The organism is Clostridium ragsdalei P11, from assembly GCF_001675165.1.
In the GTDB taxonomy this organism is placed as follows: domain Bacteria; phylum Bacillota; class Clostridia; order Clostridiales; family Clostridiaceae; genus Clostridium_B; species Clostridium_B ragsdalei.
The window spans coordinates 1-18,120 of record NZ_LROS01000038.1 but is presented as its reverse complement, the minus strand read 5'-3'; the positions used below and the strand labels follow the sequence as shown (position 1 = coordinate 18,120).

The 18,120-nt window shown below is 30.8% G+C and carries 15 protein-coding genes; 1 reads left to right on the top strand and 14 read right to left on the bottom strand.

Annotated features, from left to right (window positions below; translation table 11 throughout):
- Positions 1–193: 193 nt before the first annotated feature.
- The 6 genes from CLRAG_RS14830 to CLRAG_RS14805 all read right to left on the bottom strand — a co-directional run bounded on the left by CLRAG_RS14830 (position 194) and on the right by CLRAG_RS14805 (position 9,147).
- On the bottom strand, positions 194–433 hold the full coding sequence (locus CLRAG_RS14830) for a hypothetical protein (RefSeq protein ID WP_065079123.1): 240 nt from the start codon (positions 431–433) through the stop codon (positions 194–196).
- Positions 434–1,382: 949 nt separating this feature from the next.
- Positions 1,383–2,915: an AAA family ATPase gene (locus CLRAG_RS14825; protein ID WP_065079122.1), complete on the bottom strand. Its 1,533-nt coding sequence runs from the start codon at positions 2,913–2,915 to the stop codon at positions 1,383–1,385.
- Entirely contained in the window at positions 2,908–3,852 is a 945-nt protein-coding gene (locus tag CLRAG_RS14820; RefSeq protein ID WP_065079121.1) for a hypothetical protein, read from the bottom strand. Before CLRAG_RS14820 ends, CLRAG_RS14825 begins: the two co-directional genes overlap by 8 nt.
- A gap of 311 nt (positions 3,853–4,163) precedes the next feature.
- Positions 4,164–5,006, bottom strand: a complete 843-nt coding sequence (locus CLRAG_RS14815) for a hypothetical protein (protein ID WP_065079120.1) — start codon at positions 5,004–5,006, stop codon at positions 4,164–4,166.
- A gap of 139 nt (positions 5,007–5,145) precedes the next feature.
- Positions 5,146–6,231 (bottom strand): hypothetical protein, encoded by a 1,086-nt coding sequence (locus tag CLRAG_RS14810; RefSeq protein WP_065079119.1) that lies wholly within the window; start codon positions 6,229–6,231, stop codon positions 5,146–5,148.
- A gap of 1,473 nt (positions 6,232–7,704) precedes the next feature.
- Positions 7,705–9,147, bottom strand: coding sequence for an ATP-binding protein (locus CLRAG_RS14805; protein ID WP_065079118.1), 1,443 nt, complete (start codon positions 9,145–9,147; stop codon positions 7,705–7,707).
- Positions 9,148–10,198: 1,051 nt separating this feature from the next.
- Here CLRAG_RS14805 and CLRAG_RS14800 point away from each other — a divergent pair.
- Positions 10,199–10,804 (top strand): hypothetical protein, encoded by a 606-nt coding sequence (locus CLRAG_RS14800; protein ID WP_154104998.1) that lies wholly within the window; start codon positions 10,199–10,201, stop codon positions 10,802–10,804.
- A gap of 274 nt (positions 10,805–11,078) precedes the next feature.
- On the opposite strand, the gene CLRAG_RS14795 is transcribed toward CLRAG_RS14800, so the two are convergent.
- The 8 genes from CLRAG_RS14795 to CLRAG_RS14760 form a co-directional block, all read right to left on the bottom strand.
- The gene (locus CLRAG_RS14795) at positions 11,079–12,968 is read right to left on the bottom strand and encodes a cell wall-binding repeat-containing protein (protein WP_065079116.1); all 1,890 of its coding nucleotides are present in this window, start codon (positions 12,966–12,968) and stop codon (positions 11,079–11,081) included.
- A gap of 263 nt (positions 12,969–13,231) precedes the next feature.
- Positions 13,232–14,095, bottom strand: coding sequence for a hypothetical protein (locus tag CLRAG_RS14790; RefSeq protein ID WP_065079115.1), 864 nt, complete (start codon positions 14,093–14,095; stop codon positions 13,232–13,234).
- 356 nt (positions 14,096–14,451) lie between these two features.
- Entirely contained in the window at positions 14,452–15,921 is a 1,470-nt protein-coding gene (locus CLRAG_RS14785; protein ID WP_065079114.1) for a cell wall-binding repeat-containing protein, read from the bottom strand.
- A gap of 266 nt (positions 15,922–16,187) precedes the next feature.
- Entirely contained in the window at positions 16,188–16,868 is a 681-nt protein-coding gene (locus CLRAG_RS14780; protein ID WP_065079113.1) for a peptidoglycan recognition protein family protein, read from the bottom strand.
- Positions 16,869–16,920: 52 nt separating this feature from the next.
- On the bottom strand, positions 16,921–17,160 hold the full coding sequence (locus CLRAG_RS14775; RefSeq protein ID WP_065079093.1) for a DUF2922 domain-containing protein: 240 nt from the start codon (positions 17,158–17,160) through the stop codon (positions 16,921–16,923).
- Between the two features lie 34 nt (positions 17,161–17,194).
- Positions 17,195–17,419: a DUF1659 domain-containing protein gene (locus tag CLRAG_RS14770; protein ID WP_023162381.1), complete on the bottom strand. Its 225-nt coding sequence runs from the start codon at positions 17,417–17,419 to the stop codon at positions 17,195–17,197.
- Positions 17,420–17,514: 95 nt separating this feature from the next.
- Positions 17,515–17,667 carry a YvrJ family protein gene (locus tag CLRAG_RS14765; RefSeq protein ID WP_065079112.1) on the bottom strand — a complete coding sequence of 51 codons (153 nt, stop codon included), beginning with the start codon at positions 17,665–17,667 and terminating at the stop codon, positions 17,515–17,517.
- A gap of 37 nt (positions 17,668–17,704) precedes the next feature.
- Positions 17,705–18,120 (bottom strand): RNA polymerase sigma factor (locus tag CLRAG_RS14760; RefSeq protein WP_065079111.1); only part of this gene is annotated, 416 nt, incomplete at its 5' end.

Sequence of the window (18,120 nt, the reverse complement as noted above, 5' to 3'; positions counted from 1 at the left end):
ACATCTTATATTCATCTCTTTTTTTGACAGGCGATGCTTGCCTTAGCTTTGCTATGCACATTTTAACCCTAAATCCTATCAAATTGTCAATGTACAGATGCTACTAACTTTTATTTTCGTAGCAAAGATCATTATTCATGTTTTCGACTTTAATATTTTCCTGTCGTAATTTTATATTTGTACTTTTAATCATTCACATAGAAACTTGTTTATACGATATAACTGCAAAAGTCTTATAAAAAATTGGTAGAATTTCATTCTCAAATTCTGTAATAAATTTATTAAACGTTTCTTCGCTATTTGTAGAGATAATAATTTCATAATTGAGAGAATATCTATCTCTATTTTTCGTTATATTTGAGTCTATTATATTTATTATTACATTTTCATGTCCTGAGGTTTTTCTTTCTATTTCTTTTATACCTTTCCTCATAAGGCTCCCCTTTCTTAACGACACAATAATTTCATATTGTTTAATCAATCTTTAGATAAATATTAACCTTCAGAAACTGAAGCACTGGCCAAGCTTTAACTCTTCGCACACTCAGACAAAAAGCTTGGCCAGTGCCTTTATTTTTTATGGGATGCTCCGCCCCAATCCCAGGAGGTAATGCTTTATGGTCTTATAATAGGCTCGGATTCCCTCGCAAGGAAGCTTTGGACAAGCACTTTCTTTTTCATTCATTTAATGCCTCAATAATCACTTAAAGTAAAACATTTGTTATATACTGAACTTAACCCTATGCAACATTCAAAACAAAGGCTAGTCCAAAGGCAAATTATATAAATTCTTTTGCACAACGCTTTAAATAAATACCGCTCCTATATCTTTATAAAATGAGTTTATATACTTTCATAAAATAAAAGTGTCATAAACATATATCTATAAATTTAAAATATAATGCTATAACTTTTCCCTTATCACTAATAAGAATTGTTATATATATAAATATTACTGTAGACACACTTCTAATTGCACTTATGTGTTCTTGAAATAATAAACCGCTGTATATTTTCTTCAAGCACCAGCACTTTTTTAGTCCTCGTCAGCCTTATGATAGTTAGATTCCTGCAAAAAAATAAAAGGAAGACTTCCTGCGGATAAAGTGCTTCTTTAATAATTCATAAAAAATTCCTGTTTTAACTGTACTGCCGATGTATTCCTCTGGGGTCTTCCCTCTACGCACAAAAGTATTTAATTAAATTGGATTTTTCGCACACGGTTGGCGCCTTTGACAAGCCCAGGGCTAGTCCACCTTATACATGCCCTTTGCAGGGCAGGCATAAGGACGGCTTAGGTTTAAGATAATTTAAAATATTATTTTTAATTACTAATCATATAGATAATGTGAAACTGGTATTCTACACTTAAACATTATTATTCATTGAGTAAATTTTTCACGTATCTCAAACAACTCCATTAATTTATTTTGAAATTCTCGTTTAATATCTCTTAAGGCATGTAAGTTTTGATAACTAAAATTGTAAAGAGTTTTTTTATCATCAATTGTAATATTATAATCTGAGAATTGTGCAACATATTTTTTTGCAGCTTTATTATAAAGCAGTTCTAAAAAGTCATGTTTATCTGCTACAGATGGCTCTTTAAATTCACATACCAAATCTAATCGAGTTTGAAGTTCAGGTGGAATTGTTTTTTGAAATTCAGCTTCACTTAATATGTTGGAAGTAAATATAACAATAAACCCATTGATATCATGTTCTCTTGCCATTGTATCGGTAAATTTTCCATCTTCTAAAAGCTCCAGGAAAAAAGAAAATACTGGCCGATTAGTTTTCTCAAATTCGTCACAAAGGATTAATCCAATTTCACTTTTTCCTACCTTATCGCTTAATTCTCCATGTTCGCACCCAATATATCCACGTGGGCTGCCAATTAAAATATTTAAAGCATCTTGACTACTATAATTAGCAAAATTAATTTTTGTTAAATAAGATCCGTGGTGTAACTTTTCTGCAATCAATCTTGCAACCTCCGTCTTTCCAATTCCCGACATTCCAAACAGAAACATTGAAAACACTTTTTGATCATTTACACGATTCATGATTTGGAAATTCTTAAGAAATCGAAACATCTTATTTTTGAACGCTCTATGGCCAATAAGGTTCATATCAAAATATGAGCAAAAATCTTCAAATTCTTTGTTATCCAAATCTGTAATACAACGTTTTTTTTGACTAGCATCTTCGGGTTCAGTTTCTTCTTCAACTCCTTTAAGGAGATTATCGACTGACTCGAAGTCATCAAAATATAATGGAAAATATTTTAGCAAAATATCAGCCTTATTTGCTATAACTATATATCTCACATTTTCGTATATGGATAAAAACTGTTCAGATAAATACAAAATATTTTTGTTATCTTCTATTGCTAGAGATAATGAAGTTAAATCAACAATCGCTAATTTGTTATTCTTATTGAATTCATCATAGCAAGCTTTTAAATCTCCGTTTACTGATGGAAAAGATGCCAAAGGTATTTCATTATCTTCAGTATATTTAATTATTTGTTTCAAATATTTTTCATTTTTATAAGTGTAAAAATGTGATCGCTTGGTGATTGCAGTTTTATTTATTTTTAGTTTTTTTTCATAAATTGGTTTCACTTTATTAAATACATATGGAAACATATTTATTGCTATTTCAGCATAAGACTCCCTAACAATAGCTACACAACTATCATCCAGATTGTACAGGCTCATTTCAGCTGATAGCACATTCCCATTATTTGCACTTAGGAATATTACAATCGTCGTTATGTCAATAGCCGCATTTTCAATGCTATTTAAAATTCCTTTGTTTTCAGCTAATATAAATGAATATATTTCTATTTCTTTCTCATATTTTCTTAATTCATCCAAGTTAGAATATGTTAGTAACACTTTTTTATTCATTGACTTCATCCTTCTTAAACTTTGAAATTAATTTTTGTATCCAAGATTTTTTGTGAGGAGGGCTAATTACTTCAAAGTTAACATCCTGAACAATTGATATTACATCAACAAAATGATATTTTCGATCATTTGTTTTATGGTCTAAATTTGGTTTGTCCATTTCATTACTGGAAAAAATTTTACTATCTTTAGTACTTTGTTGAGCACCCGCTTCCTGCAAGTATGTGAAGGTATTTGATGTTACCGCACTTTCTTCTATTTCGCCTTTATACACCCCAATTAGAGAAACATGACCAATTAATAAGTCATTAATATTATATTTATTTTCAAATTCGTTTTGAATTTCAAGCGGAATTTTTATGATAATTTCATATTTTCCTTCTAAATTTTCACATTCAACAGAACCTATTAGTATATATGCATAATCCTGTAACATCGAAGAAATAAGATTATTAATTTCCACACCCTCGACACGAAATCCCTTTAAAGCATCTTTACGAAGAATAAGAAACTGTCTCAAACTTTCTTCGTCCATAATTCTAAGTTTAACATTATTTATTTTTACTAAATCTCCCTCTTTAAGAACTTTTAAATTATTTGTAACCGTACATTTATCAATTATTCTTCTTAATAAAATAGATTTGGTAGTTTTAACATCTAAGTTTTCAATAACCTTTGAAGATGCAAACGAGGTTTCTTTTGTATCTGATGATATTGATGCCTTAATACCATCTAGAAGTAGCTTAGAACCTTTTGCTGACAAGCTTGACGAATATCCGTATTGAGATTCCAAATGTCTTTCATCTGCTCTTTCAATAGAGGAAATGATTACATTATTTATCATCATTGACATTTCATAGACTTTTGAAAAGTTTAGGTAATATATATTAAAATCAGTTTTCTTCACAGTAGTTTTCTTTACAGTACTTTTATTCATGTATCTTCTCCTTGATTGGTTATTACTTACTTATAGTAGCTATCGGCTAAGTCATAGGATTTACTTTCTCTTTCTCACCTAAGAACTGTACATGTTGCTTTCACAAAATATAGTCCATGCGCTAATTTATCTTATTTGTATTTATAGTATTTCTGCTACCCTTATTACTTTATGGTTTTGCAACCTTCTTGTTTTTCCTATTTTGTTGGGAGTTAACCTTTTAACAGAAACACTTTATATCATAATATCCTCTATTATTGATAGCAAGAATCTAAGATGAACAAGCTAGAGTACTTGCTATATGCACTCCATTAATCTAATAATTTTAATTCTGCAGTTGCTTCTATCGACATCCCTCTGTGAAGGTATGTATTACTTACCGAAGCAATATCTTTTAACGACCCAATTTCGATTGGTTTCTCTAGAATCCTTTTAATTCTTATATTATCCGTATTAATGATTATTCTTGCTTCACTTTGTGATTCAAATCGCTTATCTTTAATAGCTAATTCCATGGGTGGCTTCTGACCAAAGTCCCACCAACTATATTGACCAAACTTTTCAAAATCAAAATATTGAACCGGCGTAATGATTATTTCTTCTTTTTTTAACCCGAGTACCATAAGTGCTGTTACGATTCTTTGTTCAAACTCCTGATAATTTTCAATAAAGATAACAGCAGGCTTATCCTTTTGATCTAATTTATCTACTTCATAAGGATCTAAATTGTCCATAAAATCTCTGAAGTATGATGCTGGTACCGTTGCTGTTAACTTATGTTTTCCTTCTTTGTTTGGACATTTAAACATACTTTCCTTTAATATATAAAAGCAAAAACATGGCAATTCCATATCCCGTGCTCTTTTTAAGTAAACACGCTGGCCAATTGGAACACGTATCAAATCTGGGTAATTCTTATATTTTTCATTCAACTCTATTGTGTGCTCAATATCAAACATGTTAAATGTTGCCATTGTCCCTTCCAATTTGTCTCCACGCCCCTCGCCTTTTTCAAGAGCATATTTAACCCAAGAATTTGGTGTATTAAATTTTATTTCTCCTTTGCTAAAAAAAGTCTCAGCATATTTCTCTGTAGTACAGCGAAAAACACCAAAAAAGTTTTCCGGGTTTGCCCATATCCCTTCTTTCTTCATTCCAAGATACCACCCTTTCTTATATTTCCCTAATAACAACTTGGTTTAACTTTACATTAATTTCTTAATTTTATTAGTCCTTAATGCAAAGATTTTACTTTGTTATGTAGCTGAATTTTAACTGTTTATCATTTCCATATTATTGAAATTCAGTATTCCAAAATATCCAATCTCCTAATCCGTATTCACAAGGGTCTTTAATAAATTTATTTACTTCAAAGCCACATAAAACACAACGTACATATTTCTCAACTTCGTCATAGCCATTTATGATTTGAAAACCACCTGGTCCCATTTCATCGCCTAATTCATCTATCCACTCTTCATAACAATAATAATTTAATAGAGATCTTTTACCACATACTGGACATGTATGCACATTAAAAATCATATCATGCTTTTCCTCAAATTTTTTCAACATCTTAATTTTTTCATCTATTGACGGTTTTAATAATTTAGATTCAACATCATATGAAACTCTTCCCATTTCTTTAAATAGAGCAATTTTTGTATAATCCACTGATCCTGTCTCAAATTCTTTTATTAATTTTTCTAAAATATCTACTCCCAATTCATTTTGGGGCCTATATTTCCATTCATGTTTAAAACATTTGTATTCATCTAAATTTGAAATTTCAATAACTATTGGAAGTACATATTTACATATAAATTCATCAAGTGAATGATATTTTAATACAAATTTTCCTCTATGCCATATTCTATTTCTAAAATTATTTAAAGCACTTAATGTATCCTTATTTTCACTAATTATTTTACAACTTGTTTTAGAGAGTCTGTCACTCTTTACCAATTCATAAATAGTTTCTACTGCATCATTGAACTCTATTGAATACGATTCATTATATTCTGATTCTGATATTTTCTCCTTATTTAAAAGTTTATGCAAAGTTACTGGCTTTTTGATATATCTTAAAGCTAGTAGAGGATTTTCTTTTTCCAAAATATTTTTTGTAATTAGTTCAAAAAAATGTTGAAAATGAACTATAGTTTCCATATAAGATTCGTAATATGCATAATTTAATTTCACTTTCTTAATACTAGCATTATCTTCATAAATTAAATTTTCTAACATACAATGGTACGTATTAAAATATGATTTTAGCGCAATTTTTAATGAATAGAATGCTGTATTACCGAAGCTTTTTTGTCCCTCTTTCAATTTCTCTGATTTATCATCTTCTGAATAATATTTAATTAAATTCATACATTTAAGCCTCCTAATTTATTAATAACTGGTATAAAACTTTATAGGGAGTATCAACAATGAAACCAAATTAAGGAATCTATAAGCTACTCGTATATCTATCTCCTATTTCACTACAAATCACCTTGAATGTTATTCTAAAAACTGTTAAATTAACCTTTAACATCTTATCAGTATCTTAAAATAAATTTTAATCATATATAAATCTGTAACTTCCCATTTTATAGACATAATAATTCACAATATACCTACTACACATTTATATAACAGATGGTATGTCCTAATTATATCATATAAATTCATATTATTACTTATGTTTACAAAACAAGTATATTTTTCATATAGGGTGGACTTGCCTTGTAACGCTGGCCATATAAGCAAATTCTACATAATACTCATATCTAGGCCGTGTGTTAGAAGCATGTCCACCCTTTCGCCTGTATACTACAAATTGTTTAGAAATATTTTAATAGCTATTTAAAACTTCATGCATATGAAAGCCTGTGAATACTCCCCTGAACGCTTGTTTATTTTGCTAAACAATAGATTTGACGACTGTATCAAGCTTGTGGCCCTGAAGAATTTACCAAAGGCTCTGCTGCAAGCTTGTACTTTCGTTAAATCTCCCTTTGTTTAGCGAAGTAGCACAAGCGAAAGACCCCAGAGGAATACCATGAAGGGGTGGACCTGCCTTGCTGCAAAACCTTATATGGATATGTCTTTTTAATGCTTGTACATGAAAGGTTTCTGCAGGGAGCATGTCTCACCCCTATGCACTCTGCCGGGTACCCAAATAAGGGACTAGTTAAAATCGTGTATTTCTTTGCTTTTAGAAGGTCCGGATAAAGGAGGAACTTATAAAAGCTTAGAAATACTAGATAGAAACCTGTCCTTTTTTGGGTGGCAGTTAAAGTGCCTTAATATATAAAATGTGAATTATATGTAATACCAATTTTACTTGCGTAAGAGTTTAGCTTCTTTTATAACCTAGAATCTATATCTAGTTTAGTTGAACTTAATAAATGAGGATTTATTTTTTATCATATGATATTTTCATAATTTGTAGGATTGGTATTATGCGTTATTACAAGAACTGAATTTACTTTGTTATGATATGATTTACTGAATAGAATATTATGTTTGCCTTTGGACTAGCTATTTTTTGAACGTAGTAAATAATAATAGCTAGTCCAAAGCTTCACTGCGACTGAAAAGAGCCTATTATAGAACTTCGAAGGATTACTGCCTGGGTTTTGGGGCGGAGCATCCCATTAAATTAATTGCTGTGGATATGCTTTAATTCTGACTGCAGGAAGAGTTAAAGCATATCCACAGCTTCATATTTTAAATAAAATATTGAAATGACACACATTATAAATAAACACAGCATGTTCTATTACTATCTGTATAGATACTAAATTTGACTTATACCAAATTATTTATATTTAATACACTTATAATTATTAACTATCTTTAACATTCCTTAAAAATGTAATATTGGTGTGGATCAGTAGTAGACGAAGCTACTTTCTTCAGTATTCCTTTATTTACAAGATTATTTAATAAACTTCTTGCATAGGTAGCGCTCCTCTTTATTATGTCTGCATATTCTTTAGTATATAACTTTTCCATTGAATAAGCCATTTCTATGGCTTTTTTCTCATCATCTGAAAAACTATTCCAATCAAAATCTATTAGGTTATTAACCCTTTCCTTACGTCTTTGTCTTCTCGTTATAATATTATTTTTTAAAACTAGTTTTACAGAGTAGTTTGGTTCATCATAAATTGGATCATCGAGAAAATATTCCTTCATTTCTTTATATATTCTCTTTACTCCCTCTCCAAGTTCCCTTACCCAACCTAACTCTGTAAGTACTCTTGCTACTCTTGGGTTTCTTGAATATCTAACTTCTTTTATATTTCCTTTACTTACTATATTGGGGAACTTGCCTGGGCTTATTATTTCCAATCTATCGTCATACATAAATATTTTTATATCATCACCCTGTATATTATACGCTCTATGAGTAACCGCATTAATTATGCCCTCTTGCCATGCAAATTCTGGATACTCAGGAACAGTAATAAACTTTCCGTTCATAGGATTAAGCGCTGTAAATTCTCTTAGCTGTGCTTTGACTACATTTTTAGCTATCTCTATTTGTTTCGGGAGCGGCCCCTCTATCATTTCTTGTTTTACAATATTCATACCTGTTCCAACTTCTGCACTGCTGCCTTCATATCTAAAAAATCTAATTCTCGCATTTGGTAAAAATATGCTTGGATTTTCTGCAAATAATAAAACACCTGCTACTGTTATTCTAGGGCCTTCCTTACTCCTTCTTGCAAGACCTCTGGCATAAAGGAGCTTTTCATAATCTTTGTCCTTATATTTAACTGCTTCTGCATAACTTTTAAGTACAGTCTCATCTAAATCTTCCATTGTACATTCTGTAATTATTTTATCTTCAAAAAGCCTTTCACCTTTATCATATTCTAGGTTTAATCTTTGTTCGAAATTAAGCTTTTTATTTTCATCTCCAACCCTTAAATAAGCTTCATCAGCTGCAGTTTTATGTACTTTATCTATGCTTGCCTCAACATGAATAAGAAGTATTCTATCTTCCTTGCCATTATCTTTAATTACATTTACAAATTCACAATTTGCTTTAACAGGTGGTATACACTTATCAAAGCTGCATTGAATAAAATCGTTTATCTTAATATTTCCCTGACCATTTATACCTAATATTTTTCCATCCTCAATTCCTATAGCTATAGTTCCTCCATCTGCATTTGCAAAGGCAATTAAAGTTTCTGCTAATTTATTTATTTGTATTTTGGATGACTTTCTATCAAAATACTGTCCTTCTCCCATTTTTATTATTTCTTCTATTGACATTTTAATATTCATTTAAAAGATTCCTCCTTTCTGTTTCAAGTAACTCTATATTACTTTCAAGTAAAATAACTTTAGTGTTAAGTAAATCTATATTTATTATAAGCTAGTAAGGGTTTTTTATAATAAATAGCGCTAAAAACTAGTATTTATCTTATATATCATAATATATTTACTTTCAAGTAATCAAGCTCTTGTGTTAAGTAAAAGTTACTTTGTTTCAAGTAGATTGAATATATTGTAAATAATATATTCAATATTAAAGAGAAAATTCCTTTATAATATTGTAAATATTAATTTAATAACATTTTTCTTAGCTCCTAAGCTATCAAAGAAAAAGCTATACTTTTTTAATTATTATCTTTGGACATGCTCTTGTTTTGAATGCTGCAGGTTTATTTTTGCAAATTAGATTTAATATGATGTGGCATTTTTGATGCACTAATTCACTAAAAAAGAATAGCTTATCCAAAGCATTCTTTCGACTTCAAGGAGATTATTATAGAACCTAAAAGGAAGACTTCCTGTGATTGAGACAAGGATAGCATTAAATTTGTCTATGGCCAAGCTTTTATTCTGAGCATGCGAAGATTTAAAGCTTGGCCATAGCTTCATAAATTAGAAATACTTCAAATTGTATTAATTATTTTTTTGCTATTTGTTAACCATGTTTAGATTACACACACATAATCAATCCATATATTTATGTAGAATTTAAAATGAAACTTTCATCTATTTAGAAAATAGAAAACAGGCATAAGCCCTTATATAACAAAGTTTTATACCTGTTTTTATAAGTTGCACACAATATCTATTGTGTGAAACCCAAAATCTTCATTTCTACCTAAAATAACCTTTATAGTTCTTACTTATTGGATATAATTGGTTTACTAGTAATGTCCGTTGTAAATATTAAAAATTTAATGATTTATGAAAAAGAAAATATTTTCGTCCCTGAATGACACATTTGTTGATATTATTCCTGGCAAATACGCAGGAATTTGAAAATTTTTGTAGAATATTTATAAAATGATTTATAAATATATTTGATAAAGGAGACTTTCATATGTCAGAGTGTAAATATTATAATGAAGATTTTAATAAATGTACTAATCCACATAATCCTGGTAATACAAATAAAACTTCAACATCTATTGGGGTTACAAGTAATAAATGCAGTAAATTATCCGAAGATTGTGTTTTTAATGGCAACAGGAGTAGAGGTTATTGCGGCTATTATGATGAAGATTTTAATAAATGCTATAACTCACACAATCCTGGTAATACGAATAGAACTTCAACATCTATTGGGGTTACAAGTAATAAATGCAGTAAATTATCCGAAGATTGTGCTTTTAATGGCAGCAAGAGTAGAGGTTATTGCAGCTATTATGATGAAGATTTTAATAAATGCTATAACTCACACAATCCTGGTAATACGAATAGAACTTCAACATCTATTGGAGTTACGAGTAATAAATGCAGTAAATTATCCGAAGATTGTGTTTTTAATGGTAGTAGGAGTAGAGGTTATTGCGGCTATTATGATGAAGATTTTAATAAATGCTATAATCCACATAATCCTGATAATACAAATAGGACTTCAACATCTAACGGAGTTGCAAGCAATAACTGTAGTAAATTATCCGAAGATTGCCCATTTAATAGATAACTATTATATAACTATAAAAAAAGAGATACATCAATGATTTTATATCTCTTTTTTATAGTTATATAATATCACAAACTAATGGGATCCATTCTCCTATAGTGATTACTATGAAATGATCTTATAACTGTATATACCTTTTGTCTATATGATAACCAATATTCTTAAAATCTTTTATTACATCTTTTAATTTACTCTCACTTACAATCGGAAATAATACTTTCTTATGAATATGTGGAATAGTTACATAAGCATTATTTCCCTGTGCCTATAATAATTACTGTATTGTTATTGCAGTGTGTTTGCTTGGTGTATCAAGATTGTCATATGTGTTTGTACCATCATATTTGTATGCCTTAACTGTCTGTCCTTTGTATAGTTTTGCTATTGCTCTAACATTGCCAAGACCCTCTGTATAGTAACTTATATACTCTAGGCTAGGGATTATAACTTTGTATTCTGTTCTATCATCAGATACTTTAAGTGTTGGAATATCGTTATAACCTAACATTATCCATGCAGCTCTTATATTAGTTGTGGCTTTATCACTTATGTAACCGTAGCCACCCATACCCCATTCTTTACCATATGAATTCAGTATTTTTATTTCTCCTTTTGCGTTGTCAAACCCTGTAGCTACAAGTGCATGTCCACCACCTGGATGGTTGCTATCTTCAGCACCATCATAAATACCAGATTTATACTCACCAAAGCGTTTATATAAATCACGAACAGCTAATACCGCAGGCTTCCCTTCACTCAACCATGCCTTTGTTTGGTTCATTCCTTCTGGTATTATTTTCTTGTACCCATCGTGTAATTTCTCTTCCAGTCTCCAATCTATTTGTTCAACTGCAAGGAGTCTAGTCCTATCACTATCATCTACTGCACTTATGTCTATCATTGATTTAAGTGCTGCACCTGGTGTAGAATAGTCTCCAAAAGGTATATCTTTGGACATACCTTTACATATCAAGGATTGGTCATATGGTACAAATTTACCAGTCTCTTGATAGTTTTTAATCTCCAATGCATTACATATTGCATAAGGAAAGCATCTTGGGCTTCTACCTTGGTCGTATATTGGCATATACGAAGTATCTATCGTATACCCTGCTGTTTCTGCACTTAATGGTACAAGTGCGTCTGTGACTGCTAAGTCTTTGCTGTTTTCTGCACTTTTTATATAATTTTCTAAATTATCACTTACTGCTTCCCTTCCACCAAATATAAAAGCATGTTTTACATTGTTATTTAGAGTATACCTTACCCCATCATCTACAAGTAATATATTGTAATTATTCTTTGCAGTTAACACAGAACCTGAAAGTGCATCCGGGAACATCTTACTACTTGCAATAGATACACCATTACTATTATTTCCATTAACATTAATAAAATCGGATGCTATGCCTTGAGGTGTAGTTCCATGCATTCTAAAGCAATTAATTCCCAGGCTTTCTAATTGGGCTTCTGCATCATATGAAACTATATTATATGAACCCACTATAGACACATCTTTTACTCCTAATTTTAGAATCTCATTTTTAGTTATTTCATTGATATCGTTGCCGCTTGTAAATAACACTACTCCATTTTCTCTAGCTGCATAGGGTGCTGCAATTAAAGGGTACTGAAACTTATCTGCAGGTGCAATATACACTTTTTCTATTTTTGATTTAGAATTTAAAATATCAGCTGCCTTACATGCAGTATCAAATCTGCTGGAACCTGCTATTCTAGTTACGTTATATCCATTAGATTTAAGATTTTCTTCCTGAGAATTTGATATAACTCCAGTTCCACCTAGTATATAGATATTTTTAGCTTTCAACTGACTGATTTCGTCTTTCACTACATTGGGCGTATCATTTGTATTAGTTAAAAGTATCGGGCAATCCAAGTAATATGCAAGAGATGTGCCTGATATAGCATCTGCAAAAGCATCATTTCCTTGGGCATCTGCTAATACAACATTATCTGAATGAGCCCACCCCTGCTTTGCTATTTTTACAGATGTTTCAAACCTGTTGGCTCCTCCCATTCTCGTTATATCTTCAATTTGACTTGAAGCAGCTTTAACCTTATTAGGCTGCAATATAATGCATGGAGATACTGCAATCAAAAAGGTTAGAAAGGCAATAGTAATTAATTTTACACTTTTCATAAATTAAATCCCCCCATTATTATTTTGTGAAAGCATATTTTAATAATTTTTTTATTATTAGCTTATTTTAAAACTTCGACATTATAACTTTTAAGAGCAACAATTCCAGTTACATCCTAAAATGTATTATACTACTACTAGCATAATTGTCCCTATAATAAATATGTTTTATAGATAGACTTAATTTTTTGTAAAATAATAATATAAGGAAGGTTCCCACAAATTTCCTGATAAAAACATTCCTTATATGTATCTTCAATATTTTACTGCTTTACTTCATCTGCACTACATGTAGTTCCATCTTTAGCAATAATTAAATTATCTATAGTTCCACTTCCACCTTGATTAACTAGAATTTTATTTTTTAAAAAAACATGAAAATATTTTTTACCATTTGAATCATATAAAGGAGTACTATCACAATAAGTTAAAAGATTTGGGTCACTTTCAATTTTATCCTTCTCCATAGCTAATTTAATTGCCATTTCAGGTGTATAATCATCATTTACATTTTTAGATACGGAATTTGTTTGTGCAACTGCAAGTTGTTGTGAAATCTCCTCTTTTTGTTTCTGAATAGCTTTAGCTATATCATTTTTAAGTTCCTTAATACAACTGTTGTTATCATCAATTTTAGATATATTATTCAAATATTTATTAGCATCATCAAATTTATTATTATTTAAACTACCTTTGGCTTTAGCAAAATTATCAGATATATATAATTTTTTGCACTTATTAATCTTATTTAGTGCAGTATTATACCTTTTACTATCCTGCCTATTTACTTTTTTTAAGTAATCAACTGCATTTAAGTAATCTTTATTATCCATTTTTTGAATACCTAATTTATAATTTAGTTTTGATTTTTTTAGTATACCTGCAAGTTGTATTTTTGAGTCAATATCAGAAGTCTTTTTATAAGTTTCTGCTTCAGTATATAAGTTTATTGCTTCATCATAGTTTTCTGCGGTCATAGCCTTATTCGCAGATAACAAAATATTTTCATAAGGTCTAATTTTATCAAAGTAATAAAATCCTAAACTTATCATACTTCCTATAATTAAAATCGATAAAATTATTATTATATTTTTTTTAGTAGATAACCGTTTAGTTTCTATACCCATTCCAATTCCTTCCTTCATTTAAATATATTTATAATGTATGCATATAAAAGTGAAACTTCAGAATTGCCCATACATATTCTAAAAATTTATTATACTATTTTTATTGCCATTATTCGTAATTTATTTAATAAGCTTATTTCTTCCTTTATGGCTCGGAGGAACTCTTTTCATAATAAACCTACTTGGAAGTACAGGATATCTATATATGCCACTGTATCTTCTTAGATATGATAGAAATTCAAAAATTATAGATAAACCTTATAGCCTTGACATATTAGTATAAATAAGGACGGCATCACTTTCATGGTACCACCCTTTTACACAATTCATAAATATCAACTTATATATAGATAAATCTAATTATCACTATATTGAATATTAGATACCTTCCAGCTGTTATTCTCAAAGCTTAAAGTTACTGTTATGTTATCCATAAAAACTCCTGTTTCTGCACCATACTCATTGTAATTAGCCTTAATGGTATTGCTATTTATATTTTGCCTATTTGTAAGAACCTTTTTAGTATCATAAAATGATATACCTACATTGCCAATAGGAGCTACTGCTTGTCCGTCTATATTAGTTAATAGTTTAAAATAACCCATAATAGTTGGAAGATACCCTTTAGTGTAATAATTTGAAAGTATGTCTCTAACTTTATCCATACTATTGTACTGTTCTGGTACTGGAACATATTCATCATTATTATCCTGCATTATTACTCTATTTGATTCTTCCTTATTATCTATGGAGAACATTATATCTTCCATCGATACCCGAGCATCTGCATACAATTGATATATTTCAGCATTTGAAATGTCTTTACTATCTTCTGCACTTTTTATATAATTTCCTAAATTGTCACTTACTGCTCCCGTTCCACCAAATATAAAAGCATGTTTTACATTGTTGTTTAGAGTATAACTTAACCCATCATCTACAAGTAATATATTGTAATTATTCTTTGCAGTTAACACAGAACCTGAGAGTGCATCTGGGAACATTTTACCACTTGCAATAGATATACCGTTACTATTATTTCCATTAACATTAATAAAATCGGATGCTATACCTTGGGGTGTAGTTCCATGCATTCTAAAGCAATTAATTCCCAGGCTTTCTAATTGGGCTTCTGCATCATATGAAACTATATTATATGAACCCACTATAGACACATCTTTTACTCCTAATTTTAGAATCTCATTTTTAGTTATTTCATTGATATCGTTGCCGCTTGTAAATAACACTACTCCATTTTCTCTAGCTGCATAGGGTGCTGAAATTAGAGGGTACTGAAATTTATCTGCAGGTGCAATATACACTTTTTCTATTTTTGATTTAGAATTTAAAATATCAGCTGCCTTACATGCAGTATCAAATCTGCTGGAACCTGCTATTCTAGTTACGTTATATCCATTAGATTTAAGATTTTCTTCCTGAGAATTTGATATAACTCCAGTTCCACCTAGTATATAGATATTTTTAGCTTTCAGCTGACTGATTTCGTCTTTCACTACATTGGGTGTATCATTTGTATTAGTTAAAAGTATCGGGCAATCCAAGTAATATGCAAGAGATGTGCCTGATATAGCATCTGCAAAAGCATCATTTCCTTGGGCATCTGCTAATACAACATTATCTGAATGAGCCCACCCCTGCTTTGCTATTTTTACAGATGTTTCAAACCTGTTGGCTCCTCCCATTCTCGTTATATCTTCAATTTGACTTGAAGCAGCTTTAACCTTATTAGGCTGCAATATACTGCATGGAGATACTGCAATCAAAAAGGTTAGAAAGGCAATAGTAATTAATTTTACATTTTTCATAAATTAAATCCCTCCATTATTATTTTGTGAAAGCATATTTTAATAATTTTTTTATTATTAGTTTATTTTAAAACTTCGACATTATAACTTTTAAGAGCAACAATTCCAGTGACATCCTAAAATTTATTATACTACTATTATTAACATAACTGCCCTTATACTAAATATATTTTTGTAGATAGACTTAATTTTTTATAAAATGATAATATAAGGAAGGTTCCCACAAATTTCGTGATAAAAACATTCCTTATATATATTCACAATATTTATCCAAATAACCTATTCCATGTATTAACTCCAACAATACCATCAACTGCAAGTCCGCTGTCTCTCTGAAAACTCTTCACAGCCTCCAGAGTACCCCCTCCAAAGAATCCATCAGCACCGCATCTTCCAACGCTGTAACCTCTACTCAAAAGCTTTTCTTGAACAGCTTTTACATTACTATCCTCCAAACCAGGATTCATCTTTATAAGATATCCTGGATAAACCAACCTGCCGCGACTTCCTGCAGCATCCTTTCTTATCCTATCTAGTGGAAAATTTCCTCCAGGACAGTCCGTAGAATAAAGCTCCCTATGTCCGTATACTTTACTTATTCCATATTTACTCAACATAGAGCGGGTTAATTCTAATAATGCACTATACTGTGCTTGTCCCATAACCTCAACATTGAAATCACCTTCAGCACATATTCCTATAGATTTAGAATTATATCCTGGACAGTGGGTACCTACAGCCTTCTCATTTCTTCCCGTATATATAGTACCGTCTTTCCTCACAAGATAATGATAACCGCAGCCGCACCATCCATTTTCAAGGTGCCACTTGTGGATATCCTCTATACTGCACACTTTTGTATCTGCATGGTGGAGCACGACTGCTTCTGGATTATTGCCCCAGCTCAAATTGCTCCTAAAGCTTAAATTAGAATTTATTATATTCAAAATGCCACCCCCTAAATTTAAAGGCCCTGCACATCTGCAGGACCTTTATGATCTATTTCATTTCAAATTCTTTTGAGTCTGTTGTTACAACCTTAGCATCCTTCTTGCCAACTAATGCACCGTTCTTAGTAACAAATATTTTCTTTGCAATTATAAGATCCATGAGAGATGCGACCTGTTCCTGGGTAACTGAAGGCTGTCCATTTGCATCTTCTTTTACATTGTCCACACTCAAGGAAAAATATTTGCCTTCTTCCTCGGTAGTAAACCTCATATTAAGTCTGTTTGCCATTTAAACTCCTCCTTTCCTGATTTTTGCCCACTAACTAGGCGTTAGTAATTACGGTGTTGTCCACTTTTTGAATCTCATTTACAGGATAAGTCAGTATGTCACCTACAGCCTTTACTACATCATATACATCCTGATCTGCTGCATCCATTGCAATCTTGCCAAGTGTAACTTTCTTAAGTATCTCTTTACCCTGTTTGTTAAGCCCTGTCTTTTCTACAATAGAAAGCGTACTTGAAAGCTTTGTTGACTTTGCTGCCATAACAATTCTCCCCTTTCTTTAACTTTTACTTATATATATGCCTTTCAAAAAATTAGTGCAGAAAAAAAGAAATAGGTTTTTACCTATTTCTTCTCCTAGTTTTTTATAACGGCTGATATATCTTCTCTTAAGTCTTCAATAGATTTGACTAAAAGGTCAATCTTATTTTCAAACCTTATGAGCAAATATATACTAACTGCTATTGGGAACCCTACGGTGCTGATTAAACTAACCAGCTGGTCATACATAAATATCACCCTCCCTCTGCCATTATAAATATATATGCTATTTCAGATATTTTTTCAGTTTATTTAGGGCAGCTTTTTTTATTTCTATAGCATGTCTATATTTTATATTAAGTATTTCAGCGGTTTCCTTAAGTGTCCTGCCTTCCATGTACACGGATTTAATTATTTTTATTTCTATATCCTGAAGGTTGCAAAGTGCAAGTTTTATCTTTTCTGCCTGATCAAATGCAATAACTTCATCTTCAAGGGTAAAGTCATAGGGCTGAATTGACAGCACCCCTTCATCCTGTACTTCTCTAAAGTGCTTTATCTGACCTTTCAAAAGGGCATTGAAGTTATTTACTATGGAATTTGTACAGTAAGTTGTAAAAGAGCCTTTTCCAATTTTGTAGAGTTTTACTGCTTTTATTACAGAGAGGTACCCATGCTGCACTAGATCATCAAAGTCATAGG